Here is a 25368-nt window from a genome sequence, read left to right on the forward strand (position 1 = left end):
ACCGACGACCCCGGCCGCACTCCACCGCCTCCGCGCATACGTGCGCTTCGTCCGCCGCGCATGCCCCCGGAATCTGCGGCGCGCATGATGGGATGGAAACCGATTCCGCAACCCCCAGGTGAAGGAGCATCCCCTGTGGCCCAACCCAACCTCACCCGCGAGCAGGCGCGCCGCCGCGCCGAGGCCGTCACCACGTCCGGCTACCGCGTGGAGCTGGACCTGACCGACGGCGCAGGCGCCCCCGGCGAGCGCGCGTTCCGCTCGCGCACCGTGATCACGTTCGACGCCGTCGCCGGTACCGAAACGTTCGTGGAGCTGATCGCCGAGACGATCCACTCGGCCACCCTCAACGGCGCGGCCGTCGACACCTCCGGGTACACCGAGGAGCACGGGCTGCCCCTCCCGCCGCTGGCCGAGAACAACGAGCTGGTGGTGGACGCCGATTGCCTTTACTCGAACACCGGCGAGGGGCTGCACCGGTTCGTCGATCCGGCCGACGGCGAGGTCTACCTGTATTCCCAGTTCGAGACCGCCGACGCCAAGCGGATGCTCGCGTGCTTCGACCAGCCGGACCTCAAGGCCCGCTTCGAGCTGATCGTCACCGCCCCGAAGCACTGGCACGTGGTGTCCAACGCCGCCGTGGCCTCCACCTCGGAGGGCCCCGGCGGCGCCGCCGTCTCGCACCTCTACCCCACCGAGCCCATCTCCACCTACCTCGTCGCCCTCATCGCGGGCCCGTACGCCGAATGGCGCGACACGTTCAGCGACGAGCACGGCGACATCCCGCTGGGGCTGTACTGCCGCGCCTCGCTGGCCGAGCACATGGACGCCGAGCGACTGTTCGCCGAGACCAAGCAGGGCTTCGGCTTCTACCACGCGCGCTTCGGCGTGCCGTACCCCTTCGGCAAGTACGACCAGCTCTTCGTCCCCGAGTTCAACGCCGGCGCGATGGAGCATCCGGGCGCGGTGACGTTCCTCGAGGACTACGTGTTCCGCTCCCGCGTCACCCGCTACCGCTACGAACGCCGCAACGAGACGATCCTGCACGAGATGGCGCACATGTGGTTCGGCGACCTGGTCACCATGCGCTGGTGGGACGACCTGTGGCTCAACGAGTCGTTCGCCACCTTCGCCTCGGTGCTCACCCAGACCAGCGCCACCGAGTACACCAACGCGTGGACCTCGTTCGCGAACATCGAGAAGTCGTGGGCGTACCGCCAGGACCAGCTGCCGTCGACTCACCCGGTGGCCGCGGACATCCCCGACATCGCGGCCGTGGAGGTCAACTTCGACGGCATCACCTACGCCAAGGGCGCCTCGGTGCTCAAGCAGCTCGTGGCATACGTGGGCCTGGAGGACTTCCTCACCGGGCTGCGCGCGTACTTCGCCGAGCACGCCTGGGGCAATGCGACCTTCGGCGACCTCATCGCCGCACTGGAGGCCGCGTCGGGCCGCGACCTGTCGGATTGGGGCGCGCAGTGGCTCAAGACCACCGGCATGAACACGCTCGAGCCCGATTTCGACGTGGACGACGAGGGCCGCTTCACCCGGTTCGCCGTGCTGCAGGGCGGGGCGCAGCCGGGCGCCGGCGAGCTGCGGCGGCACCGTCTCGCCGTCGGCGTCTACGACGATGACGGCTCCGGCCGCCTGGTACGGACGCAGCGGGTGGAGCTGGACGTCGACGGCGAACGCACCGAGGTCCCCGAGCTCGTCGGGGCGCCCCGCGGCGCGCTGATCCTGGTCAACGACGACGACCTCACCTACTGTTCGCTGCGCCTCGACCCCGGCTCGCTGGCCACGGTCACCGACCGGATCGCGGACATCGCCGAGCCGTTGCCCCGGACCATGTGCTGGTCGGCCGCATGGGAGATGACCCGTGGCGCGCACATGCGGGCGCGGGACTTCGTCGCGCTGGTCCGCTCGGGTATCCAGGCCGAGTCCGAGGTGGGCGTGGTGCAGCGGCTGCTGTTGCAGGCGCAGGCCGCCCTGGCCTCCTACGCCGAACCGGGCTGGGCCGCGTCCGAGGGCTGGCCGGGCTTCGCCGACAGGCTCCTGGAGCTGGCGCGCGCCGCGGAGCCCGGCTCCGACCACCAGCTGGCGTTCGTCACCGCCCTGTGCGGCTCGGTGCTGGAAGCCCGGCACACCGATGTGCTGCGGTCCGCTCTGGACTCGGCCGATGCGGCGGCACTTCAGGGCCTGACGGTGGACACCGATCTGCGGTGGCTCATCGTGCAGGCGCTCGCGCGCGCGGGCGTGGTCGACGCGGACGGCGCCGACACGCTGTTCATCGACTCGGAGCTCGCCGGCGACGACACCGCGGCGGGCGCCCGGCAGGCGGCGCTGGCATCGGCCGCGCGCCCGCAGCAGTCGGTCAAGGACCGGGCGTGGACGCAGGCCACCGAGGACGACGAGATTCCCAACATCACGGTGCGCGCGATCGTCGCCGGCTTCACCGCGGTGGGGCAGTCCGCGCGGCTCGAGCCGTTCGTCGGCCGCTATTTCGACACGATCGCATCGGTGTGGGAGCGCCGGTCCAGCGAGGTCGCGCAGACGGTGGTGGTGGGGCTGTACCCGTCGTGGTCGGTGCACGAGGAGTCGGTGGCCGCCGCCGACGCCTTCCTGGCGGCGGACCACCCCGCGGCGCTCAAGCGGCTCGTCTCCGAGGGACGCGCGGGCGTGGTGCGGGCGCTTGCGGCCCGCAGGTCCGACGCCGGCTGACCGCCGCCGCGCATGCGAAGACCCCCGCCACCGTGACGGTGGCGGGGGTCGACGCAGAACTGATCAGACGCGGACGGGGCTGACCGCCGCGGCCATCACGCGCACCGCGCTGACGAGCCCGTCGATCAGGTCGCCCCGCTGGAACGACGAGATCGCCGCCGACGCGCCGAGCTGGGCGACCCGGTCGTCGAAGCGGTGACCGACGGCGTCGCCGCCGACGATCTCGATGCTCTTCTCGTTCGGGGAGACCGCGATGAGCACGGACTCGTCCGGCCGCGGAAGCGTGGAGTGCAGCTCGCGCGCACGGTCTGCCGGGGCCGCGCCGAGCTCACCGATGCAGATGGTCCACAGAATGCGGGTGCGCCGCGTCGCCTGCGTGAGGGTGCGGTCGATGCGGTTGCGGTCCACATGCGTGAACGGCGAATCGTCGTACGTCTCCTCACCCGGGTGCCGGACGCCGGACACCCGGCCGCTGGAGGTGACGACGAAGCCGGAGGGCAGTGCGGACTCGTCCACCGCGGGGTAGGTCAGCTCACCACTTGCCACTTGCCGCTCCTCCGCTCGCACCGGCCTCGATCGAGCGCACGGTGCCGTGTGCATGCCAGGGGGCCTCGTCGACGGCGCCCCACCACACGGTGCCGCCGGTCCACTCGTCGCCCAAGGTGTAGTACTTCGGCTTGACTACGTGGGCGGTCAGACCCCAGATCGCCATCACGATGGTGATGAGCAGCGGGGCGCCCAGGTAGACCAGCACTGTCTCCCAGATGGTCACGCCATGAACTTATCGCACCCGCCGCCCTTCGCGGAAGCGGACCGCCCCGCCGCCGGGCCCGGGCCGCGGGCGTGCCCGCTCAGGCGGCCCCCTGCCCCAGGTACGGCAGCCACTGCGGGTCCGGGTCGGGCACCTCCGAGAGCACCCGCCAATGCCGGCCCCGCGGCGGGGTGGGCGGCCGCGGCAGACGCCAGCCGATCTCCTCGAGCAGCCGGTCGGCCTTCTTCCGGTTGCACGCCCCGCAGCTGGCCACGCAGTTCTCCCACGAGTGCCCGCCGCCACGGCTGCGCGGCACCACATGGTCGATCGTGTCGGCCCGGCCGCCGCAGTAGACGCACCGGCGGCCGTCGCGCGCCATCAGCCCGGCGCGGGTGAGCGGCGACCGCGCCTGGTAGGGGACGTGCACGTACACGGCGAGCTGGATGACGGAGGGGAACGGCACCACGAGGCGCTCCGAATGCAGCAGCCGGCCGTCGTCGGTGGGGGCGACGAGCTCGGCCTTGCCGCACACCACCATCACGACCGCCCGCTGGAACCCCACGGCCCCCAGCGGCTCCCAACTGGCGTTGAGCACCAGCACGCGGCGCGCGAGACCGGACTCCCCTCGGCACGCATCTTCCCCGCGCGCGCCGGAGGCACGGCGCACGCCGGGTGCGGATCGCGTGTTGTTTCTCGATTCCGTCATGGTGGTCTCCCGGGCGCCGCACGCTCGCCGCGGCGTTGCTCCCAGCGGCATTATGTACGATCCGGCGGCCTCCGCGCAGCGTTCACACGCTGACCGGGCGGTATCCGCCCGGCCGGCACGCCCTGCCCCGCCGTCCCCGCGGCCGCCACCACCGGGCACCATGGGGTGTATGGCCTCTCCGCGTCAACCCTCGACCTTCTACGACGAGGTGGGCGGCGCCGCCACGTTCGCCGCGCTCGTCCACCGCTTCTATCAGGAAGTGCGCGAGGACGAGATCCTGCGCCCCCTGTACCCGGAGGACGACCTCGACGGGGCCGAGCGGCGTTTGCGCATGTTCCTCGAGCAGTACTGGGGAGGGCCGCACACCTACAGCGACGAACGCGGCCACCCCCGCCTGCGGATGCGGCACGTGCAGTACCGCATCAGCCCCATCGAGCGCGACGCGTGGCTGCGCTGCATGCACACCGCCGTGGCGTCGATCGGCGACGACGTCATGGACGCCGAGCACAGGGAGGCGTTCCTGCGCTACATCGCCATGGCCGCCGAGACCCTGGTGAACGCGCCCATGTGACGGTCCGCCGGCGGCGTTCTCAGGTGATCAGCAGCGGGATCTCGCCGCCCACGCGCAGCGCCACCGAACCGAAGCGGGCGTCGAGGCGCACCCACGTGCGCGTCGCGCGCACCCGCACCGGCTCGCCGGCCGGCACGCGCTCCACGTCGACGACGCCGGTCACCGGGTCCTGCACCGCCTGCGGTACGAACCCCATCGCGGTGAGCGCGAAGACGCTGCGCAACGGCACCTCCACGTGCCGCCCGCCGCCGTCGACCTCCAGGACGGTCTGGTCTAGAAGTGAACGCGGCGGCCCCGTCATCGTGCTGTTCTCGCGTGCCACCTGCGCGCCCTGCACCGACAGCGCCACCACGTCGCGCGCGGGCACGTCGTCGATGTGCTCGAAACCGTCCGCCGGCGGCAGCGACCCGCGCCACGCCGTGTCCATCGGCAGGCCGGGATCCACGGTCACGGTGCCGTCAGAGCTCTCAGTGCCCGCGTCGCCGTCGCCGGCGCCGACGGCCGATCGGATCTCGCCCGCCAGCGGCTCGGCGCCCACGCACACGTCGCTCGGCGCGATCCCGACCTGGAAGGTGCGCCCGGCGAGCGTGTCGAATCCGGCCGTCGTCGTCCACACCGCGACCCCGTCGCCCCGGCGCACCATGCGGACCAGCGCCGCGGAATCGAGCCGCGCCGCACGCGACAGGAAAGCGTGCAGGTCGGAGCGGGTGGACGCGTCGGGGATGCGCAGGTAACGACCGCCGGCGCCGGGCGCGTCAATCACGTCGGAACTCCTCGAGGTAGGCGCGCTCGGCCGGCGAGAGCCGGCGGATGCGCTGGTTCTCCAGGTCGACGGCGGCCAGTTGTGCGTGGCTGACCACCGATGCGGGGTCGGCCTCGTCGGCGCCCTGCGGGCGCAGCTCGGCGACGATCGTGAAGTCCGCCGCCCGGATCCGACTGATCCACATCACCACCTCGACGGGGCTGTCCTCGAGCACGAGCTGCCCCCGGTACCGCACGCGCAGGTCGGCCAGGAACACGCCGTCGGCCAAGGCCGCGGTGGGACGTTCCGGCGCGAAGAGCCACGGGATGCGCGCCTCCTCGAGCAACGTGACCACCGCCGCGTTGTTGATGTGCCGGAACGAGTCCATATCCGACCAGCGTGCAGCGACCGTCGTCCGGTAGCCGACCTCCATGCAGCAGTTCCCCCACCCGGGCCCGGCTCACCCGTCAGACGTGCCGGAAGGACGGGGCGGGTCCGGCCGCACCGTCGAGACGCCGACCATGCTACGGAACTGCCGTGCCGCCACCGACAGCGATGCGAGGTCCGGCCGGCCGCGCTCGGCGATCTCGGCGAGCATCATCCGCGCCCTCCCGATCCGGGAGGTGTTGCCGGATTCCCATTCCCGGATCATCGTCGGCGGATCCTCGCCCGGCTCGCCGCCCCGCAACACGTCCTCGGTGAGCATCCGCATCGCGCTGTAGAGGTCCTCGCGCAACGTCAGGCGGGCCAGCGCGTGCCAGCGGTCGCCGCGCGCGAGCTCCGAGACGGCCACCTGGAAATCGTCCATGCGCAGCCGCTCGGCCAGGGCGAAGTACACGCGCGTCACCTCCTCGGCATCGCACTCGAGGACCTCGGCGGTGGTGCAGATGTCCAACAGCGCGAACCGGTCCAGCTGCCCGGCGACGTCGCGGGCCAGCTCCGGCGGCACACCCGCCTGCGCCAGCTCGGCGGCACGCTCCTCATAACGGGTGCGGGCCGCTCCCCCCACCACCTGCGGCACCAGCGGCGTCAGCGCCGCGATCTGCTTTTCGAATCGCCGGATCTCCGCCGCCACCTGCAGCGGCTGCGGGCGGTTCGCCAGCAGCCAGCGCGACGCCCTGTCCACCAGACGCCGCGTCACCAACGTGAGATGGTCCGCGGTGCGGGCACTGATGTCGGCCGCGTCGATGCGCTCCCACAGCTGCTGCAAGCCGAAGACGCTCTCGACCGTGAGGAACGCGCGGACCGCGTCGCCCACCCCGGCCCCCGCGAGCTCCCCCAGGCGGAACATGAACGTGATCCCGGCGCGATCCACCACGTCGTTGGCGACGACGGTGGCGATGATCTCCCGCCGCAGCGGGTGGTCGGCGATGTCGGGGGCGAAGCGCTCGCGCAGCACCGCCGGAAAGTAACCGGGCAGCCGCCGCGCCAGCACCGCCGATTCCGGGAGCGACCCGGCCAGCAGTTCCCGCTTCATCGCCAGCTTGACGTAGGCGAGCAGCACCGACAGCTCCGGCGAGGTGAGCCCCTCCCCGGTCTCCTCGCGCCGGTCGAACTCGTCGGGCCCGGGCAGGCCTTCGATGGCGCGGTCCATCCCGGCGTGCGTTTCAAGCCAGTCCACCATCCGCTGGTAGACGCGCACCATCGCCGTCGCCTGCCGACGGTCCGCCCCGAGCACACGATTCTGGCTGATGTTGTCGGCCAGCACCATCGACGCGACGTCGTCGGTCATCGACGCCAGCAGCGCGTCGCGGTCGCCGACGCGCAGACGCCCCGCGTCGATAGCGTGTCGGAGCAGGATCTTGATGTTCACCTCGTGATCGGAGCTGTCCACACCCGCCGAGTTGTCGATGGCGTCGGTGTTGATCGCGCCGCCGGCGCCGTCGGGGCCGCCCCGCTGCGCGTACTCGATCCGCCCGTGCTGCGTCACCCCCAGATTGCCGCCCTCGCCCACCACGCGCACCCGTAGATCGGCTCCGTCGACGCGGACCGCGTCGTTGGCCTTGTCCCCCACGTCCGCGTCCGTCTCGGCCCGGGCCTTCACGTAAGTGCCGATGCCGCCGTTCCACAACAGGTCCACCGGCGCCAGCAGCACCGCGCGCACCAGCTCCGGCGCCGGCAACTCCGTCACATCGTCGGCGAGCCCCAGCGCCGCGCGCATCTGCGGGCCCACCGGAATCGCCTTGCTCGTCCGCGGCCACACGCCGCCGCCGGCGCTGATCTGCGATGTGTCGTAGTCGGCCCACGACGAACGCGGCAGCGCGTACAGGCGCCGGCGCTCCGCGAATCCGGCCGCGGCGGACGGGTTCGGGTCGACGAAGATGTGCCGGTGGTCGAACGCGGCGACCAGCCGGATGTGCTCGCTGCACAGCATCCCGTTGCCGAACACGTCGCCGCTCATGTCGCCGACGCCGACGGCCGTGAAGTCCTGAGTCTGGGTGTCCACGCCCGATTCGCGGAAGTGCCGGCGCACGCTCTCCCACGCGCCGCGGGCCGTGATGCCCATCTCCTTGTGGTCGTACCCGCTCGACCCGCCGGACGCGAAGGCGTCGCCCAGCCAGTAGCCGTAGTCCGCGGCCACCCCGTTGGCGATGTCCGAGAACGACGCCGTCCCCTTGTCTGCCGCCACCACCAGGTAGGTGTCGTCGCCGTCGTGGCGGACCACCCGCGGCGGCGGCACCGCACGCCCCGTCGTGGTGTCGAGGTTGTCGGTGACGTCGAGCAGGCCGCCGATGAACGCGGTGTAGCAGGCGATGCCCTCCGCGCGCAACGCATCCCGGTCCGCCGCCGCGTCGCCCGTCGCCGCCGGCGGCCGTTTGACCACGAACCCGCCCTTGGCGCCCAGCGGCACGATCACCGCGTTCTTCACCGCCTGCGCCTTCACCAGGCCCAGCACCTCGGTGCGGAAGTCCTCGCGGCGGTCAGACCAGCGCAGCCCGCCGCGTGCCACCGCCCCGTACCGCAGGTGCACGCCCGCCACCCGCGGCGAGTAGACGTACACCTCGAACATCGGCCGAGGCCGGGGCAGTTCGGGAATCTCCTGCGCGGCGAGCTTGAACGACATGGCCTGGCGCGGTCGGCCCTGCCCGTCGAGCATGTAGTAGTTGGTGCGCACCGTGCCGGCCATCAGGTGCAGGAACGCGCGCAGCACCCGGTCGGTGTCGATGCTGAGGATGCGGTCGAGCTCGTCGGACACGGCGGCGGCGATCTGTTCGGAGCGGTCGCGCCGCGCCGCATCCGCCGCGCGCTGATCATCGCCGTCCGGCCCGTCGCCGTCCCCTTCCGGCCCCGGCGTGAACCGCGCGCGGAACAGCTCGACCAGCGACCGCACCACCTCCGGGTTGTCGCACAGGACGTTCTGGATGTGCTCGAGGCTGTAGGAGAACCGCGCCTGACGCAGGTACCGGCCGTAGGCGCGCAGCATCGCCGCTTCGCGCCAGCCGATGCCCGCGCGCATGACCAGCTCGTCGAAGCGGTCGGTCTCCGCCCGCTCGTTCCACACCGCCTCGAAGGCCTCCAGGAACCGGCGGCCCACGTCGCCCTCGGGGGTGATGTCGCCGCGGGTCCTCAGATCCTCCACCACCACGATGCCGAACGAGTAGACCCAACACCGGGCCCCGTCCGGCCGCACCAACGGGTAGGGCCGCTCGAAGATCACGTCGACGCCCAGGCTCTGCAGCACGGGGACGATCCGGCTCAGCGAAATCCCCCTGCGCGCCAGGTAGATCATCAGGCGCCACTGCCCGGCGCGCCTGCGCGGGTCGCGGCGCCAGGCGGCGTGGATCGCGCCCGGCTCCAGCGACTGCAGCACGTCGATGTCCTCGGCCGCGTCGGCCGCCGTGAAGTCCTCCTTGTACGAGTCCGGGAACGCGCGGGCGTACCGGCGCACCAGTGCCCGGCCCGCCGCGGTCTCCCCCGATTTCTCCATCAGCGCGTCGTCCCAGCTGCGGGTCAGTTCGGCCAGCCGCTCCTGGATCTCCAGCACGCGCCGCGCGCTCACGTCCAGACCGTCGTGCCCGTCTCCGTGCTCGTCCCACGCCGCCGGCGCCTGGATGGTGTAGTGCACCATCGCCAGCGCCGACTCGGTGATCCGCGCACTGTAGTCGGCGTCGGTGCCGCCGAGCTCGTCCAGCAGCACGTCGCGCATCGCCAGCCGCGTGGTGGTCGTGTACCGGTCACGCGGCAGGTATACGAGCGCAGAGATGAACCGCCCGTTGCGGTCCCCCCGCAGGAACAGCCGCACGCCGCGGCGCACACCCAGGTCCAGCACCTCGTCCACCACGTGCAGCAGCTGCGCGGTGGACGTCGCGAACATCTCGGTGCGCGGATACGACTCGATGATCTCGACGATCGACTGCCCGTTGAAGCTGTCGACGGCGTACCCTGACCTGTCGAGGACGCTGCGCGCCCGACGGCCCAGCACCGGGATGTCGAAGACGCTCTGGTGCATCGCCGACATGGTGAAGACGCCGAGGAACCGATGCTCCCCGCGCAGCCGTCCCCCCTCGTCGTACACGCGCACACCCACGTAGAACGGGTGCAGCACGTGCATCGCGATGGTCGACGACTGCCCCTGCGTCAGCGTCAGCAACTGCGCCGCGGCGGCACCGTCGGGCGCGGCCGCGTCCTTGCCGGCGCCGGTGACCACGCGCAGGCGCGCATCGGTGAACTCGCCCGAATGGAACACCCCCAGCCCCGTCCCGGGCACCGCGGTCTGCACGGCGGTCGACCCCGCACCGTCCGGCGCATCAGCGGCGGGGGCCTCGTCGTCGGAGGCCTCGTCGTCGGAGGCCTCGTCGTCGGGGGCATCGTCGGGGTCCACGACGTACCGGCGGTAGCCGAGCAACGCCAGATGCCCCGAGGACATCCACCGCAGCAGCTCGGCGCTCTCGCGGGCGGCGGTCTCGTCCGCCGTGCCGATGCCGCGGCCGTGCTCGACGTCGTCGGCGACGGCGCCCATGATGTCGTGCATCGCCGTGGTGTCCTCCACGACCCATCCGATGTCGGCGAGCAGCGCGCGCACCCTGTGCTCGACATCGCGGCGCAGGTCGGGAGGCAGGCCGGTGAGCTCGAGGTGGATCCAGGACTCCACCCGCCCGCCGTCGTCGCCCCCGCTCGGCGTGCGGCCGTGCGCATTCCGCTCAGACGCGGTTCCACGATTCTCGCGCGTGGTCGCGTCGCCCTCGATGGCGGCCAGTCGCCCGCCCCCGTCGCGGCGCACCCGCAGGATGGGATGGACGATGTGGTCGACCGCGATCCCCGTGCTGCCGAGCAGGGCGATCAGCGACTCCACGAGGAACGGCGCGTCGTCGGTGACCACCTGCAGCACCGCGCCCGCCGGGTGCTCGCCGGACGTTTCCGGCCCGTCGCCGGCATCGGGCAGCAGGCGCAGACTCACCAGCGCCTCACCCGCCGCGCGCGTAAGGCCCACGCGGACGTGATGCCTGGCCATCTCGGAATCGAGGCGCCCCGGCACGCCGATCCCCTCGTGCGTCTGCCGGTAGCGGGCGGTCAGCGCCGCGACCGCGTCGCCGAGCACGCCGTCAAGGTCGCCGCCGACAGCCGCGTCCGCGCCGGAATCTCCCAGCCCCATCGCGATCACCTCCCGCGGTCCGATGCGCACGGTAGGGGTTGCCTCGACCGTATGCCGCACCGGAGACGTTCGCGCGAAGTTCGACGGCCCCGGCCGCCGAAGCGGTCCGGGGCCATCGATGCGAGCGAAGAGGCTCAGGCGTCGAGGATCCGCTCCGTCAGCATCGCCCGGACGTCGTCGGGGATCGGGCGGGAGGTCTCCGTCTCCAGGTCCACCGCCACGGCCACGGCGTCGACGGTGGAGTAGAGGTTCCCCTGCGGATCGCGGATCCGGTGGCGCAGCGTGAATGAGCTCGTGCCCACCTTGAGCACCCATACGTCGACGTCGACGCCCTCGGCCGTGTAGTGCAGCGAGCGCTCGAAGTCCACCTCGATCCTGCGCACCACGATCGGGCCGATGGAGTGCGCCGCGGTGCCGCCGATCTCGCCCAGGAACCGCAGGCGCGCCTCCTGTGCGTATTCGAGGTACATCACGTTGTTGATGTGCCCCAGCTGGTCGCTGTCGCCCCAGCGCAGCTGCAGGCGCACGCGGTACGGCTCAGTCACCGTGCCCCTCAGTCCCTGGTCAGCTTGCGATAGGTGACGCGGTGCGGGCGCGACGCGTCCACGCCCAGGCGCTCGGTCTTGTTGGCCTCGTACCCCTCGAAGTTGCCCTCGTACCAGTACCACTGGCCCTCGGCGACGTTGCCCTCCCACGCCAGGATATGGGTGCAGGTGCGGTCCAGGAACCACCTGTCGTGCGAGATCACCACGGCGCAGCCCGGGAACGATTCGAGCGCGTTCTCCAGCGAGCCGAGCGTCTCCACGTCCAGGTCGTTGGTGGGCTCGTCGAGGAGGATCAGGTTGCCGCCCTCTTTGAGGGTGAGCGCCAGGTTCAGCCGGTTCCGCTCACCTCCGGAGAGCACACCCGCCGGCTTCTGCTGGTCCGGACCCTTGAATCCGAACGCGCTCACGTAGGCGCGCGAGGGCATCTCGTTCTGGCCCACCTCGATGTAGTCGAGGCCGTCGGAGACCACCTCGAACACCGTCTTCTTGGGGTCGATGTTCTCGCGGCCCTGATCCACGTAGCTGAGCCTGACCGTCTCGCCCACCTTGACGGTGCCGCTGTCCGGCTCCTCGAGGCCCACGATGGTCTTGAACAGGGTGGTCTTGCCCACGCCGTTGGGGCCGATGACGCCGACGATGCCGTTGCGCGGCAGCGTGAACGAGAGGTCCTTGATCAGGGTCCGGTCGCCGAAGCCCTTGGTGAGATTGTCGACCTCCACCACCACGTCGCCCAGGCGCGGGGGCGTGGGGATCTGGATCTCCTCGAAGTCCAGCTTGCGGAGCTTGTCCGCCTCGTCCGCCATCTGCTCGTAGCGCTGCAGGCGGGCCTTGTTCTTGGCCTGGCGGGCCTTCGCGCCGGAGCGCACCCAGGCGAGCTCCTCCTTGAGGCGGCGCTGCAGCTTCTGGTCCTTCTTGCCCTGCACCTCGAGGCGCTCGGCCTTCTTCTCCAGGTAGGTCGAGTAGTTGCCCTCGTACGGGTGCAGCTTGCCGCGGTCGACCTCGCAGATCCACTGCGCCACGTGGTCGAGGAAGTAGCGGTCGTGTGTGACGGCGAGCACGGCGCCCGGATAGCTCGCCAGGTGCTGCTCGAGCCACAGCACCGACTCCGCGTCCAAGTGGTTGGTCGGCTCGTCGAGCAGGAGCAGGTCCGGCTTGCTCAGCAGCAGCTTGCACAGCGCGACGCGACGGCGTTCGCCGCCGGACAGGTGCGTGACGGGCTCGTCGCCGGCCGGGCAGCGCAGGGCATCCATGGCCTGCTCGAGCTGCGAGTCCAGATCCCAGGCGTCGGCATGGTCGAGCTCCTCTTGGAGCTTGCCCATCTCCTCCATGAGCTCGTCCGAGTAGTCGGTGGCCATGAGCTCGGCGATCTCGTTGAAGCGGTCCAGCTTCACCTTGATCTCGCCGAGGCCCTCCTCGACGTTCTGCTTGACCGTCTTCTCCTCATTGAGCGGCGGCTCCTGCTGCAGGATGCCCACGGTGGCGCCCGGGTCCAGGAACGCCTCGCCGTTGCTGGGCTGGTCCAGCCCGGCCATGATCTTGAGGATGCTGGACTTGCCGGCGCCGTTGGGGCCGACGACGCCGATCTTGGCGCCGGGGTAGAAGCTCATCGTGACGTCGTCGAGGATGACTTTGTCACCGTGCGCCTTGCGCACCTTCTTCATGGTGTAGATGAACTCCGACACCTGCACACTCCCAACTGGGCTCTACGCCATACGGGGCCTACTGCGCCCTACTGATCTTCTGCCACCGGGCACTCCGCGGCGCCGTTCCGGCCGGCCCGCCGACGTCGCCTGCTCCCCCGGTGTCCGTGACCGCACGCGGACGGCCACCCGGGTCGCCACCCTACCGTGCCCGCGCAGCCCGCCGCCCGGCCGGATTCCGCGGCGAGACGCCCGTCTCAGCGCGGAACCCGGCCCCGTCGGCCCGCGTCAACGGGATCTCACGCCTCCACCGGCTCCGCCTCGCGGGGCACGTCCGGGGCCTCCGGAAGCCCTGCGTAGCCCGCCGCGCCCGGGTCCCGCTCCGGCGCCGCGCGTGTCCCTTCCTCTTCCCGAGCGGGGTGGACACCGCCGGGCTCCGCTACGTCCCCGGGCCCACTCCGGCGCTGCTGGTCGACGCGCTCCGCGAGGCATCGCGCCAGGTCCAGCCCCACGGAGACCGCACGCATCTCCATGACGCTGCGCCGCTGGCCCTCCTGCGTCGTGTACTCGCGCAGACGCACCGGGCCGTGCGCGATCACCGGCGCCCCCCTGACCACGCCGAGCGCGACACCGTTGACGAGGCGGCGCCAGCAATTCACCGTGAGGAACAGCGAACTGCCGTCGCGCCAGCTCTTGTCCTCCTCGGACCAGTACCGCGCCGTGCTGCCCAACCGGAAGCTCACGACCTCCCCCGCCGGCGTATCGCGCCGGTCCGGCTTGTTCGCCACGTTCCCGATCACCGTCATGTACGTCTCGAACACGCGCGAGACCCCCTCCCCTCAAACCGGTCCGCGCCGTGCGGCCGGGACGCCCGCGCGGACGCCGCCTACGACGATGCCGCACGCCGACGACAGCACAGGCCCGTTCTGCCCGCGACACCGCCCGGTCTGGGGATAACTCCGCGGCTGTGGACAACCCTGCGCACGGACTTGACTCCCGGGCGCGCGGGGTGCTCACGCCGGCAGCGGGTCACGTCGGACGGGTGGCGCCATCCTCAGCGGGATTGTTCGCGCCGTCCCGTTGCGCCGCGTCGTCCGCGTGGTCGCGTCGCGCCAGCTCCTGGAACATCGCGTTGTACGACTCCAGCTCGGCGTCGTGATCGCGCTCCTCACGCCGGTCGTGCTGCCGTGCCCTGCGCTGATCCGACCGGGACCATTGCACGCCCAGTGCCGCCATGATCAGCAGCAGCGGCAGCTCGCCGGACGCCCACGTGATGCCGCCGCCGGTCTGCTGGTCACGCAGCAGATCCGTCACCCACGGCAGGTTCAGACCGTGGTAGAAGTCGTAGCCCATCACCGTGTCGGTCATCATCAGCGCGATGCCGAAGAACGCGTGCAGCGGCAGCGTCGCCATCACCACACCCAGCCTGGTGACCGGCTCGAGCCTGCGCGGGGCCGGGTCCACCCCCAGCACGACGTAGTAGAACAGGTAGCCGCTGAGCAGGAAGTGCAGGTTCATCAGCACGTGCCCGGTGTGGGTGGACACGATGTCGCCGAAGATGGGCGTCAGGTACAGCCCGTAGAACCCGCTGACGAAGATCACCGCGGCCACTACGGGATGCGTCAGAAAACGGGAGACGGGGCTGTGCAGCGCCGCCAGCAACCATTCGCGCAGCCCGGGCACGCCGTCCTTGCCCGCCGGCTTCAGCGCGCGCAACGCCAGCGTCATCGGCGCGCCGAGCACCAGCAGGACCGGGACCAGCATCGACATCACCATGTGCGCGCCCATGTGCACGCTGAACATGGCCATCGTGTAGCGCCCCACCCCGGAACTCGTGGTGAACAGCAACAGGAATGCGCCGGCCAGCCAGGCGATGGTGCGGCCCACCGGCCAGGCGATGCCGCGCGAACGCAGCCTGCGCACGGCCAGCAGGTAGACCACCGCGATGACGATGGCGGCGGTGCCGTACAGCAGGTCGAAGCGCCAGTCGAACAGCAGGCGCATCAGGGTCGGGGGGCCGTCGAGGGTGTACCCCAGCAGCACCTCCTGAATGCTCAGCTCGCGCCCAGGGGGCGGCGGCGGGGCCCCGCCCAAGGCCACCGCCAGCCCGAAGGTCGCAGAGAACACCATCACCTCGACGGTGGCCAGCCGCACCAGAGGCCGCCGGGCCGACGCGTCACGCTGCAAGGCCCGCACCGACACCCGCCGCTGTTGCAGGCCGATGCCCGCCAGCACGACGAGCGCTGCGGCCTTGCCGACGATCATCCAGCCGTAGGTGGTGCTGAACAGGTCCGACGGTGTGACCCGCACGAGCGCGTTGATCACGCCACTGACTGCGATGACGATGAGCGCCACCGTGGCGACGTGCGAATAGCGCCGGACGACGACGTCGGTGTACTTGCCCTTGCGCCGTGCGTGCGCGAGCACCGCGAACAGTCCGCCCGCCCACAGCGACGCCGCCACCAGGTGCAGCACGAGAGAGTTGGTGGCCATGTCGTGGTTGCCGCCCGAGCCGGAGTGCCCAGTGATCGCGAGCGGCATCAGCGTGAGGATGCTCAGCGCGAGCAGCGGCGGTGTCCAACCCCAGCGCAGAATCAGCCGGCAGCCGATGGCCAGCACGACCGCGAAGATCGCCACCCACAGCCAGGCGCGTGACGCCTCCACCTGTTCGATGCCGCTCAGCGCGTTGTCCGGGAGCATCGCCTCTGTGAACGGGCGGCCGGACACCTCCGACAGCTGCAGCGGGATCATCAGCAGGGCCACCGCGGCCCAGACGATCGCCGCGACGGATGCCGTGCGCACCGCCCGATATCCGTCGACGTCGAGGATTCCGTTGCGCTGCGGCGGCGCCAGGAACGCCGCGAGCAGGAGCGAGCCGATCGCGACGACGGCGGAGATCTCCCCCGCCGCGCGCAGCACCGGGATGCCGTAGTCGGTGACCGCACCGGCACTCGCGATGCCGAGTGCGCTGAGCTTGGCCGTCAGCGACAGGCTCGAGAGCATCGCCGCGACGAGCGCCGCGATGCCCGCGCACACCACGACCAGGCCGCCGATCGACCCTCCGCGGGATCCGGGCCGCGGCCCGGCGGGCGCGCCGGTGGTCGTGTCGTCGGGGGCGGGTGCGGACGGGTCCTTCCCGGGCGACTCCGGGTCGCGCGAGTCCGGAGTCGAGACGAGGTCGGACGTAGCCATGCCTACAGGGTAAGCGGCTCCGCAATGCGCGCCACCTGCGAGGGGATCCCGGGTAGTCCCCGTCACCATGGACGTTTCGCGACCCCGCGTAGAATCTCGACTCGTCCCGGGACCGCTCGGGGCCGGCCTCCGTAGCTCAGGTGGATAGAGCAAGAGCCTTCTAATCTCTAGGTCGCAGGTTCGAGTCCTGCCGGGGGCGCCGTATCGTTGCAGGTGAGGCGGTGCATCTACCGTCCACCCTGCACGATGTGCCGCAGGAAAGCCGTTCGATCCGCCGTAAGCCCGCACCGACCGGCCCCGGCTCCCCCCTGTTCTCGCGATCCTCCCGGTGGAACCGCCGGCCGCGCCGCCGCGTCGTAGTAGTGGACGGCGCCGCGGGGGGTGGTGCCGTCGATGGGGGGAGGCCGTAGTGGGACCGAAGGATCCAGCCGGAACCGACACCGGGACGAGAACAGGTGACGCGCTGCTCAGCGTGGACGTGGATGCGCTCCGCGCCTTCGCGGCGTCGGCGTCGGAGGAATCGGCGGCCGTGGGGTCGATCGAGTCCGCGGCGCGGGTGTCCGCCGCCGCCGAGGCGCTCGCGGGGTCGGCCGTCGGCGCGGCGCTCGCGCGGGCGGCCAGGCCGCTCCGCGAGGCGCACCGCGCGTTCGCCGGAGACCTGTCCGGGATGGCCCGCTCGGCCTCCTCCAATGCCGACGACTTCACGCAGGCCGAAGAGACGATCGCCGGGGCCATGGCCTGGCCGACGGACGGGGGCACCCGATGAGCACGCCTGTGACCGCACCCCGCCGACTCAGCATCGCGGAGGTGCGGGCCCTCGACATCACCGGCGTGCGCGCCGCCGCCAACGCGGCCGACACCGGCGCCGTACGGCTGGGCTACGCCCACGACGACGTCGACCGGGCGGCACGACGCTTGTTCCGATCGTGGTCCGGGTATGCGGCGCACCGCGCGCGTGGTTCGGTCCGTTCCGCCCTGTCCCACGGTGATGCCGCAGCCGCCCGCGAGCACCGCGTCAGCACGTGCCTCGGGGACGCCTACCAGCGCCTGCACGTCGCACGATCGGAGGTCCTCGGCGAGGTCCAGGAGGCCGTCGTCGACGGCATCCTCGTCGACGAGGCGACGTCCACCGTCCGCGCCCCGATTCCCGAACCGGAGCTGGAGCAGCGGGCCGAGCTCGCCGCGCTCCGGATCGCGGACGCCCTCGACGGCTTCGCCGCGGTGGACGCGGATGCGGCCGCCGCAGTCGACGCCGCGATGGCCCGCGAGGACGCGGTGCGCGCCGCAGGCTGGGGCGACGGCAGCGTCGGCGCGCTGGCCGCCATGACGCACGCGGCGGGCTCCGCTCCCGCCGTGCCCTCCGGGACGCCGGCCGCCAACAACGAGTATTGGCGGTCGCTGAGCCCCGGCGAGCAGGCCGAGCTGATCGCGGTGCGCCCCGCTGCAGTGGGCGCGCTCGACGGAATCCCCGCGGACGCCCGCCACCGCGCCAACATGCATCTGCTCGACACCGAGCAGAACCGGCTCGAACGTGAAGCGGACAGCGCACGCCGCGCCCACGCCGATGGACAGCTCACCCGGGTGCGGGCGAAGCTCCGCGACATCGACGCCGTCCGCACTGTCATGGCCGCGAATCCGTCCGCCCGGCTCATGACCCTGGACATGCGCGGCGACGCCCGCGGCCGGGCCGCCGTCGCCGTGGGCGACCCGGATACCTCCGAGCACATCGCCGTGACCACGCCCGGCCTCAACACGACCGTCGAGGGCTCACTCGCGACGATGGTCGAGGAGGCCGGTGTGCTGCGCGCCGCCGCGGCGGCGCAGATAGCCGACGGCGACACGAGGACTGCGGGTGCGGCGGTCGACGACGTCGCCGCGATCGCCTGGATCGGCTACGACGCACCGCAGGTCGGGATCGACAGCGTCACCGAGGTCGTGTCCGGTCTGGCGGACACCGTCACGCCGGCCACGGCACGGGACGGCGCCGCGCGGCTGGCCCCGTTCCTGGACGGGCTCCAGGCCGCGTCGCAGCATCCTGATCCGCACATCACCGCGCTGGGGCACTCGTACGGTTCGACCACGACCAGCCTGGCCCTGCAGAACCCGGCTGTACACGGGGCGGTGGACGACGTCGTCTTCTACGGTTCCCCGGGAGTGATGGCCGATGACCCCGGCGACCTGGGGCTCGCTCCGCACCACGCGTACGTGCTGGAGGCGGACGGCGACGCAGTCGCGGAGATCGGCAAGCTGGAAGGTCCGCTCGCTCCTCCGCTGATCCGAGTTCTCGACAAGTTCGGCCCGGATCCCGGCACGCTCTCCTCGTTCGAGCAGCTGTCCACCGACGAGGCCACGACCCCCGGCGGCAGACATCTCGACGGCGCATCGGGCCACGGCGAGTACACGCGCCCCGGCCCGGACGGCGGGCTGCGCACGTCCACCTACAACATGGCGGCCGTGGTGGCCGGGCGCACCGGGAATCTCATCCGCAAGTAGCGCGCCCCAGGAGACTGTGGACGCGGCGGGGCTGCTCTCCGCGCGTCAGTGCCCACCCGCGTCGCGCACCACTACCAGCGGGCAGGGCGCGGCGTGCAACAGTGCGCGCGACGTGGAGCCGACCATCATGCCGGCGAAACCGCCGCGCCCGCGGTGACCCACCACCAGCAGCTGCGCGTCGTCGGCATGGCGGAGCAGGTGCCGCACCGGACGGTCGTGCACGACCTCACGGCGGATCGTCACCCCGGGAAACTGCTCCTGCCATCCCGCGAGCGACTCTGCCAGCACCGCGTCCTCACGCTGCTGGATCGTCTCCCACTGCAGGTGCGGCTCGTCCAGACCGGTCAGGGGCACGTCGCTCCAGGCGTGCACCACCTCAAGCACGGCACCGCGCGCCTGCGCCTCGACCAGCGCGAACTCGAGCGCGGGCGTGCAGTGGGCGGAACCGTCGACCCCCACCACGACCGGCCCGGCCCCCAGGCCCTCCTCGGCGCCCGTCCACCCCCGGACCACCGCGACAGGGCAGACGCCGTAGGCGATCAGCGCCGAGGTCACCGACCCGGCGGCACTCTCCGGGGACTCGCCCAGGCCGCGGTCGCCCAGCACCACCAGATCGGCGTCACCGGCCGCGGCTCGGATCGCGGGAATCGGCGGGCCCTCCCACAGGACGGTGCGCACCGGGTGCTCCGCTCCCAGCACGCCCCGCACCGCAGTCTCCGCCCGGCCGAGGGCCCGCTCGCAGCGCCCGCGCAGCGCATCGAGGAAGTCCGTGCGCGTGCTCCCCGCGGCGCCGGAGGGCACCGGCAACTGGACTGCGCAGCCGACCGTCAGCGGGCGATCGTGCCGGCGCGCGTGCAGGGCCGCCCACCGCGCGGCGCCGAGCGCCGCCGCCGAACCGTCCACCGCCGCAAGCACACCGACCTGCGCACGTGCATTCCCCGCGTGCTGCGTCATCGCGCCCTCGCTGTCATCCCGCCCTCGCTGTCATCCCGCCCTCGCTGTCATCCCGCCATCGCCGTCGTCGCGTCCCGACCGTTTCGCCGGGCCCGGCCCGCCGGCCTCAGACTAGTCCGAGCAGACCGGGCGGGCGTGCGAAACCGGGCGCGGCGGCCGGCGGTGCGTCATCCGCGCCCGCGACGGAGCATCGGCGTCGCGTCACGGGCGGCGATGTGCGGCGGACGCGGGGCCTTCGCCTCGAAAGGGTCGACCGGGGCGTTGTCCACGCTGTTGAACACCAGGAAGATGTTCGAGCGGGGATACGGCGTGATGTTGTTTCCGGAGCCGTGCATGATGTTCGAGTCGAACCACAGCCCGGCCCCGGCGGCGCCGGTGAACTGGTCGATACCGTACTCGGCGGCGAGTTCGGTGATGTCGTCGTGGCTCGGGACGCCGACGTTCTGCATGATCAACGACCGCCGGTGGTTCTCCGACGGCGTCTCCCCCCTCCCGGGGACGAAGTGCCGGTGCGAGCCCGGCATCACCATCAGTCCGCCGTTGAACGGGTAGTTGTCGGTGAGCGCGATCGACAGGCTCACCGCCCGGGGCGCGGGCAGTCCGTCCTCCGCATGCCACGTCTCGAAGTCCGAGTGCCAGTAGAACCCCTTGCCTTCGAACCCTGGCATGTAGTTGATCCGGCTCTGGTGGATGTAGACCTCCGAGCCGAGGATCTGACGTGCCGCGTCCAATACCCGCCTGTCCCGTGCCAACCCGGCGATCACCTCGGAGATGCGGTGCACCTCGAAGATCGACCGGATCGCCCCGGACCCCGGCTCGCGGATCACCCGATGATCGTCGGCGAGCGCCGGATCCGCAGTCAACCGCTCGAGCTCCGACCAGTACTCCTGCACCTCCGCCGGAGAAAGGAGGCCCGGAACGATCGTGTACCCCTTCTCTTCGTGGCTGCGCAACTCGCCGGAGCCGAAGGGCCCGTCGACGGCGGCGGAGTCCCCGTCCGCCGACCACACCACCGCGTGCAGCCGATCGATCCAGCGCACGCGGCCGCCCGGTTCCACGGACGCGGACGACCGGGTCGGGTACCGGTCTGCGACGCGCGGACGCCGGGCACGGCGGCTCGGCGCGGTCGTCGTCGCGCGGTGCGGGTGCTGATGGGAATCGGTACGCATTGTCTGACTGGACCTCCGCTCTTCAGTGCTGCTCCCGGGGGAAGTGCACGGCTGCGGCGGCCGACGGACCGAGATTGCGGTCCGGCAGCAGGCGCTCGCCGGACTCGCAGCGGCCCGTCCGGCATGCCGCTGCGGACCGCACGGTGTGCGCGGCCGGACGCGGCCAGGGTGCCCCGCGGGAGGCGGCGGCGCGGGCATCGGGTGCGGCCGGATCCGAATCCGCCGCACCCGCGGTGCCGCCGACGTGGGCCGTATCCCACCTATATCGCTTCACCGCACCGAATGCACGCCCGGGTGGGCGGCGCCGGACGGGCAACGCGCAGAACTGTATGCAACAAGTTGCACTGCAACCGCGAGCATAGGTACGGTTCCGGCGTGGCATTGGAACACGCGATCCTCGTGGCCCTGTCGGAGCGCGCCGGCAGCGGCTACGAGCTCGCGCGCAGGTTCGACAAATCCATCGGCTTCTTCTACGGCGCCAGCCATCAGCAGATCTACCGCACGCTCAAACGGATGACCGCCGACGGCTGGGTCACCTGCGAGGCGGTTCCGCAGAACGGGCGTCCGGACAAGAAGGTCTACGCCGTGGGCGGGCCGGGCGCCGCGGAACTCCGCGACTGGCTCACCCGCCCGTCGGATCCGTCGACCATCCGCGACGAGCTCAGCGTCAAGATCCGCGCGGCCTCGTACGGAGACGCCTCGGCGGTGCTCACCGAGGTGCGCCGTCACGGCGGCGAGCACCGCACCCGGTTGGCGGCCTACCGCCGGATGCTGGCCAAGGACTTCCCCGACCCGGGCGTCCTCGCCCCGAGGCAGCTCCACCAGTTCCTGGTCCTGCGCGGCGGGATCCGCATCGAGGAGTCCCTCGTCGAGTGGTGTGACGAAGTGGCCGCCGCGTTGGACGGCGCGCATCCCGACGCCGACGCTCCGGACGGCTCCACCGAGATCGCCCGCCCCTGACCCGCCGGCCGGCCCGGCCCGGCCCGACGAAAGGCCCGTCATGACCGCATACCCCGCCCTGTTCACCCCCCTGGATCTCGGTTTCACGACACTGCGCAACCGCGTGGTCATGGGTTCGATGCACACGGGCCTCGAAGACCGCGCCAAGAACATCGGCCGGCTGGCCGAGTTCTACGCCGAGCGCGCCCGTGGCGGCGCCGGCCTCATCGTCACCGGCGGGTACGCGCCCAACCACGAGGGCTGGCTGATCCCCTTCGGCGCGATGATGACCAGCCACCAGCACGCCCGGCGTCACCGGAGGATCACCGACGCCGTCCACGCCGAGGGCGGGAAGATCGCGCTGCAGCTCCTGCATGCCGGCCGCTACTCGTACTGGCCGCTGTCGGTGTCGGCGTCGGCCGTCCAGTCCCCCATCAATCCGTTCAAACCCCGCGCACTGAGCGGCCGGGGCGTCGAGAAGGTGATCCGCGACTTCGCCCGGTCGGCCCGCCTGGCCCGCGAGGCCGGGTACGACGGCGTCGAGATCATGGGCGGCGAGGGCTACTTCATCAACCAGTTCCTGGCCCAGCGCGTCAACAAGCGCACCGACCGGTGGGGCGGGTCCGCCGAGAACCGCCGGCGCATCGCGGTGGCCATCGCCCGCGCGGCGCGCGAGGCCGTGGGCACGGACTTCATCGTGATGTTCCGCCTCTCGATGGCGGACCTCGTCTCCGGCGGCCAGACCTGGGAGGAGATCACCGCGCTGGCACGCGAGCTGGAGGCCGCAGGCGTCACCATCATCAACACCGACATCGGCTGGCACGAGGCGCGGGTTCCCACCATCGTCACCTCGGTGCCGCGGGCCGCCTTCGTCGACTTCACCGAGCGGATCGCCAAAGAGGTGCGCATCCCGGTGTGCGCGTCCAACCGGATCAACATGCCGGAGACCGCGGAGGAGATCCTCACGACCAGCGCGGTGGAGCTCGTGTCGCTGGCCCGCCCGATGCTCGCCGACCCGGACTGGGCCCGCAAGGCCTCCGCGGGGCGGGCCGACGAGATCAACACCTGCATCGCCTGCAACCAGGCCTGCCTGGACCACACCTTCGAAAACAAGACCGCGTCGTGCCTGGTCAACCCGCGCGCCTGCCACGAGACCATCCTCACGCTGGGTCCCACGCGTACCGCGAAGTCGGTCGCCGTGGTGGGCGCGGGGCCCGCCGGACTGGCGGCGGCCACCACGCTCGCCGAACGCGGGCACACGGTGACCCTGTTCGAGGCGTCCGACCGCATCGGCGGGCAGTTCGAGATCGCACGGCGCATCCCCGGCAAAGAGGAGTTCGCCGAGACCATCCGCTACTTCACCCGCCGCATCGCGCTCACCGGCGTGGACCTGCGCCTGGGCACGCGCGCCGGGATCGACGACCTCGCCGGCTTCGACGAGGTCGTCATCGCCACCGGAGTCGCCCCGCGCATTCCCGGCATCGAGGGGATCGACCACCCCAAGGCCGTCACCTACTCGGACCTCGTGCTGGGCGCACGGCCCGCAGGCGATGCGGTGGCGGTGATCGGCGCCGGCGGCATCGGCGTCGACGTCAGCGAGTTCCTCACCCACGAGGCCTCACCGACGCTGGACCTCGACGAGTGGATGCGCGAGTGGGGCGTCACCTACGACGAGGATGCCCCCGGGGCGCTGACGAAGCCGCAGCCCGCTCCGTCTCCGCGCCGTGTGTACCTGTGCCAGCGCAAGACCAGCCGCATCGGCAAGGACCTCGGCAAGACCACCGGCTGGGTGCATCGCGCGGCGCTCAAGGCCAAGGGGGTCGAGCAACTCGCCGGCGTCGAATACCTCAAGATCGACGACGACGGTCTGCACCTGCGGATCGGCGACGACTACCGTGTGCTCGGCGTCGACACGGTGGTCGTGTGCGCCGGGCAGGAATCGGTACGCGACCTCGTCGGCCGGCTCGCGGACCGGGGCATCACCCATCACGTGATCGGCGGCGCCGACGTGGCCGCCGAGCTCGACGCCAAGCGCGCCATCAAGCAGGGCACCGAGGTGGCGGCCGCGATCTGAGCGGCCGGCGGGCGGCGGGCGGCGGGCGACCGCCCAGGCCGGGGATGCAGGCGACGCGATGGCACAGGCGAATCTCCGGAAACGCAGACGCCACACTATTTCATTCGTTAGGATTATCGGGTCCATCGCCTGACCGCACCCTGGCCGCGTCCGGTGCGGTTCCGCGGAACACCCGCCAGTGAAGGAACCGGACGATGACGTCCACCTCGAGGGCAGCCGCACGTCGCCTCTCCGCCTCTGCCTCGCCCGGATACCGGCGGCGGCATCGGTACCTGCGACCCATGGGAGTCATCGCCGCCACGACGGCCTTCACCGTCGCACCGCTGCTTGCCGCCCCGCCCGCGACCGCCCTTCCGTCGGCCGCGGCCGATCCGGTCCCGGCAGCGCTGCCCACGGACGGCAGTGTGCCGCCCCCGGGCGCGAACGACTGGAACTGCACACCGACGGCCGACCATCCGCGTGCGGTCGTGTTGGTGCATGGCACCTACAGCAACCAGGACGCCTGGAACGCCATGTCGCCGGCGCTCAAAGCCGAAGGGTTCTGCGTGTTCACCCTGAACTACGGCAAAGACCTCTCGAGTGTCGCCGGCCGGATCCCGGGGTATTTCGCCACCGCCGACATCGCAGAGTCCGCGGGGCAGCTCGCAGTGTTCGTGGACAGGGTCCTCGCCGCGACCGGAACCGGCAAGGTGGACATCGTGGCTCACTCGCAAGGGGGGCCGATGAGCCGGCAATACCTGCGCTTCAACGGCGGCACGAACCCGGACGATCCCGGACTGAACAAGGTGCTGCACCTCATCACCATCTCCGGAACCAATCACGGAACCACCGTCTCCGGCCTGGCCGCACTGATCGCGGGGGATCAATCGGCCGACGATCTCGTGGAACCGGTCGTCGGGCAGGCCGCCATGCAGCAGTTGGCCGGCAGCCGTTTCATCACTCATCTCAACGCCGGCGGCGATACTCGGCCCGGCGTCCACTACACGGCCATCGGCGACAAGGCCGACCTGGTGTCGACGCCCCCGGCGGCGACGTTCCTCACGGCCGGCCCCGGTGCGACCGTGCGCAACGTCTGGGTGCAGAGCCTGTGCCCGGGTGACACGACACGGCATGGCCGGATGCCGTTCGACCCCGCCGCCATCTTCATCGTGCTGGCGACGTTGAGTCCCGGCTACGCGGAGACGCATCACGTCGCCTGCCCGGCGCCGGGCACATCGTCCCTGCCGATGCCGATGCCGATGCCGCCCCACGTTCCAGGGCGATGATTCGGCGGTCCTCACA

19 protein-coding genes and 1 tRNA gene are annotated in these 25368 nt (G+C 71.5%); 8 read left to right on the forward strand and 12 right to left on the reverse strand.

All coding sequences use genetic code 11. The features are described from left to right. Positions 1 to 135 precede the first annotated feature (135 nt). Positions 136 to 2718: an aminopeptidase N gene (pepN, locus tag H4F70_RS14815; RefSeq protein WP_182357714.1), complete on the forward strand. Its 2583-nt coding sequence runs from the start codon at positions 136 to 138 to the stop codon at positions 2716 to 2718. A 63-nt stretch (positions 2719 to 2781) separates the two neighbouring features. Here pepN and H4F70_RS14820 read toward each other — a convergent pair whose 3' ends face one another. The 3 genes from H4F70_RS14820 to H4F70_RS14830 form a co-directional block, all read right to left on the reverse strand. Continuing rightward, on the reverse strand, positions 2782 to 3264 hold the full coding sequence (locus tag H4F70_RS14820; RefSeq protein WP_182357715.1) for a DUF5130 family protein: 483 nt from the start codon (positions 3262 to 3264) through the stop codon (positions 2782 to 2784). Further along, a complete protein-coding gene (gene ctaJ / locus H4F70_RS14825) occupies positions 3251 to 3490 on the reverse strand; it encodes an aa3-type cytochrome oxidase subunit CtaJ (RefSeq protein WP_182357716.1) in 240 nt (79 codons plus the stop codon). Before ctaJ ends, H4F70_RS14820 begins: the two co-directional genes overlap by 14 nt. A 79-nt stretch (positions 3491 to 3569) precedes the next feature. Then, positions 3570 to 4175 (reverse strand): HNH endonuclease, encoded by a 606-nt coding sequence (locus tag H4F70_RS14830; RefSeq protein ID WP_182357717.1) that lies wholly within the window; start codon positions 4173 to 4175, stop codon positions 3570 to 3572. 169 nt (positions 4176 to 4344) lie between these two features. On the opposite strand from H4F70_RS14830, the gene H4F70_RS14835 reads away from it, so the two are divergent. Then, positions 4345 to 4746, forward strand: coding sequence for a globin (locus H4F70_RS14835; RefSeq protein WP_235681135.1), 402 nt, complete (start codon positions 4345 to 4347; stop codon positions 4744 to 4746). Between the two features lie 19 nt (positions 4747 to 4765). Here the strand turns inward: H4F70_RS14835 and H4F70_RS14840 are convergent, their stop codons facing one another. The 7 genes from H4F70_RS14840 to H4F70_RS14870 all read right to left on the reverse strand — a co-directional run bounded on the left by H4F70_RS14840 (position 4766) and on the right by H4F70_RS14870 (position 16458). Next, entirely contained in the window at positions 4766 to 5509 is a 744-nt protein-coding gene (locus H4F70_RS14840) for a DUF8185 domain-containing protein (protein WP_235681136.1), read from the reverse strand. Continuing rightward, on the reverse strand, positions 5502 to 5921 hold the full coding sequence (locus tag H4F70_RS14845; protein WP_182346776.1) for an acyl-CoA thioesterase: 420 nt from the start codon (positions 5919 to 5921) through the stop codon (positions 5502 to 5504). The genes H4F70_RS14840 and H4F70_RS14845 overlap by 8 nt, the downstream gene beginning before the upstream one ends. A 27-nt stretch (positions 5922 to 5948) precedes the next feature. Next, positions 5949 to 11081 carry an NAD-glutamate dehydrogenase gene (locus H4F70_RS14850; protein WP_182357719.1) on the reverse strand — a complete coding sequence of 1711 codons (5133 nt, stop codon included), beginning with the start codon at positions 11079 to 11081 and terminating at the stop codon, positions 5949 to 5951. 134 nt (positions 11082 to 11215) lie between these two features. Then, a complete protein-coding gene (locus tag H4F70_RS14855) occupies positions 11216 to 11626 on the reverse strand; it encodes an acyl-CoA thioesterase (RefSeq protein WP_182357720.1) in 411 nt (136 codons plus the stop codon). A gap of 8 nt (positions 11627 to 11634) precedes the next feature. After that, entirely contained in the window at positions 11635 to 13308 is a 1674-nt protein-coding gene (ettA, locus tag H4F70_RS14860; RefSeq protein WP_182357721.1) for an energy-dependent translational throttle protein EttA, read from the reverse strand. Between the two features lie 257 nt (positions 13309 to 13565). Then, positions 13566 to 14087: a single-stranded DNA-binding protein gene (locus H4F70_RS14865; protein ID WP_182357722.1), complete on the reverse strand. Its 522-nt coding sequence runs from the start codon at positions 14085 to 14087 to the stop codon at positions 13566 to 13568. A gap of 208 nt (positions 14088 to 14295) precedes the next feature. Continuing rightward, positions 14296 to 16458 (reverse strand): bifunctional copper resistance protein CopD/cytochrome c oxidase assembly protein, encoded by a 2163-nt coding sequence (locus H4F70_RS14870; protein WP_182357723.1) that lies wholly within the window; start codon positions 16456 to 16458, stop codon positions 14296 to 14298. Between the two features lie 125 nt (positions 16459 to 16583). Between H4F70_RS14870 and H4F70_RS14875 the strand changes: the two genes are divergently transcribed. From H4F70_RS14875 to H4F70_RS14885, 3 genes are all read left to right on the forward strand, one after another. After that, positions 16584 to 16657 (forward strand) — tRNA-Arg (locus H4F70_RS14875). A 210-nt stretch (positions 16658 to 16867) separates the two neighbouring features. Continuing rightward, positions 16868 to 17224, forward strand: a complete 357-nt coding sequence (locus tag H4F70_RS14880; RefSeq protein ID WP_182357724.1) for a hypothetical protein — start codon at positions 16868 to 16870, stop codon at positions 17222 to 17224. A gap of 8 nt (positions 17225 to 17232) precedes the next feature. Continuing rightward, a complete protein-coding gene (locus tag H4F70_RS14885; RefSeq protein WP_182357725.1) occupies positions 17233 to 18951 on the forward strand; it encodes an alpha/beta hydrolase in 1719 nt (572 codons plus the stop codon). Positions 18952 to 18996: 45 nt separating this feature from the next. On the opposite strand, the gene H4F70_RS14890 is transcribed toward H4F70_RS14885, so the two are convergent. Continuing rightward, positions 18997 to 19905, reverse strand: a complete 909-nt coding sequence (locus H4F70_RS14890) for a universal stress protein (RefSeq protein WP_182357726.1) — start codon at positions 19903 to 19905, stop codon at positions 18997 to 18999. 167 nt (positions 19906 to 20072) lie between these two features. Beyond that, positions 20073 to 20945 carry an ectoine hydroxylase gene (gene thpD / locus H4F70_RS14895; protein WP_372497584.1) on the reverse strand — a complete coding sequence of 291 codons (873 nt, stop codon included), beginning with the start codon at positions 20943 to 20945 and terminating at the stop codon, positions 20073 to 20075. Between the two features lie 504 nt (positions 20946 to 21449). Here thpD and H4F70_RS14900 point away from each other — a divergent pair. The 3 genes from H4F70_RS14900 to H4F70_RS14910 all read left to right on the forward strand — a co-directional run bounded on the left by H4F70_RS14900 (position 21450) and on the right by H4F70_RS14910 (position 25352). Continuing rightward, positions 21450 to 22034 (forward strand): PadR family transcriptional regulator, encoded by a 585-nt coding sequence (locus H4F70_RS14900; protein ID WP_182357728.1) that lies wholly within the window; start codon positions 21450 to 21452, stop codon positions 22032 to 22034. Positions 22035 to 22074: 40 nt separating this feature from the next. Then, positions 22075 to 24087 (forward strand): NADPH-dependent 2,4-dienoyl-CoA reductase, encoded by a 2013-nt coding sequence (locus H4F70_RS14905; RefSeq protein WP_182357729.1) that lies wholly within the window; start codon positions 22075 to 22077, stop codon positions 24085 to 24087. A gap of 281 nt (positions 24088 to 24368) precedes the next feature. Continuing rightward, on the forward strand, positions 24369 to 25352 hold the full coding sequence (locus H4F70_RS14910) for an esterase/lipase family protein (protein WP_182357730.1): 984 nt from the start codon (positions 24369 to 24371) through the stop codon (positions 25350 to 25352). Positions 25353 to 25368: the final 16 nt, after the last annotated feature.

Source organism: Tomitella gaofuii, assembly GCF_014126825.1.
Classification (GTDB): Bacteria; Actinomycetota; Actinomycetes; order Mycobacteriales; family Mycobacteriaceae; genus Tomitella; species Tomitella gaofuii.

Excerpts from the sequence above, each read along its gene's own strand:
- H4F70_RS14890 (WP_182357726.1), bottom strand. The coding sequence starts at position 19,905 with ATGACGCAGCACGCGGGGAATGCACGTGCGCAGGTCGGTGTGCTTGCG.
- H4F70_RS14905 (WP_182357729.1), top strand. The coding sequence starts at position 22,075 with ATGACCGCATACCCCGCCCTGTTCACCCCCCTGGATCTCGGTTTCACG.
- H4F70_RS14830 (WP_182357717.1), bottom strand. The coding sequence starts at position 4,175 with ATGACGGAATCGAGAAACAACACGCGATCCGCACCCGGCGTGCGCCGT.
- H4F70_RS14845 (WP_182346776.1), bottom strand. The coding sequence starts at position 5,921 with ATGGAGGTCGGCTACCGGACGACGGTCGCTGCACGCTGGTCGGATATG.
- H4F70_RS14870 (WP_182357723.1), bottom strand. The coding sequence starts at position 16,458 with ATGGCTACGTCCGACCTCGTCTCGACTCCGGACTCGCGCGACCCGGAG.
- H4F70_RS14850 (WP_182357719.1), bottom strand. The coding sequence starts at position 11,081 with ATGGGGCTGGGAGATTCCGGCGCGGACGCGGCTGTCGGCGGCGACCTT.
- H4F70_RS14835 (WP_235681135.1), top strand. The coding sequence starts at position 4,345 with ATGGCCTCTCCGCGTCAACCCTCGACCTTCTACGACGAGGTGGGCGGC.
- H4F70_RS14910 (WP_182357730.1), top strand. The coding sequence starts at position 24,369 with ATGGGAGTCATCGCCGCCACGACGGCCTTCACCGTCGCACCGCTGCTT.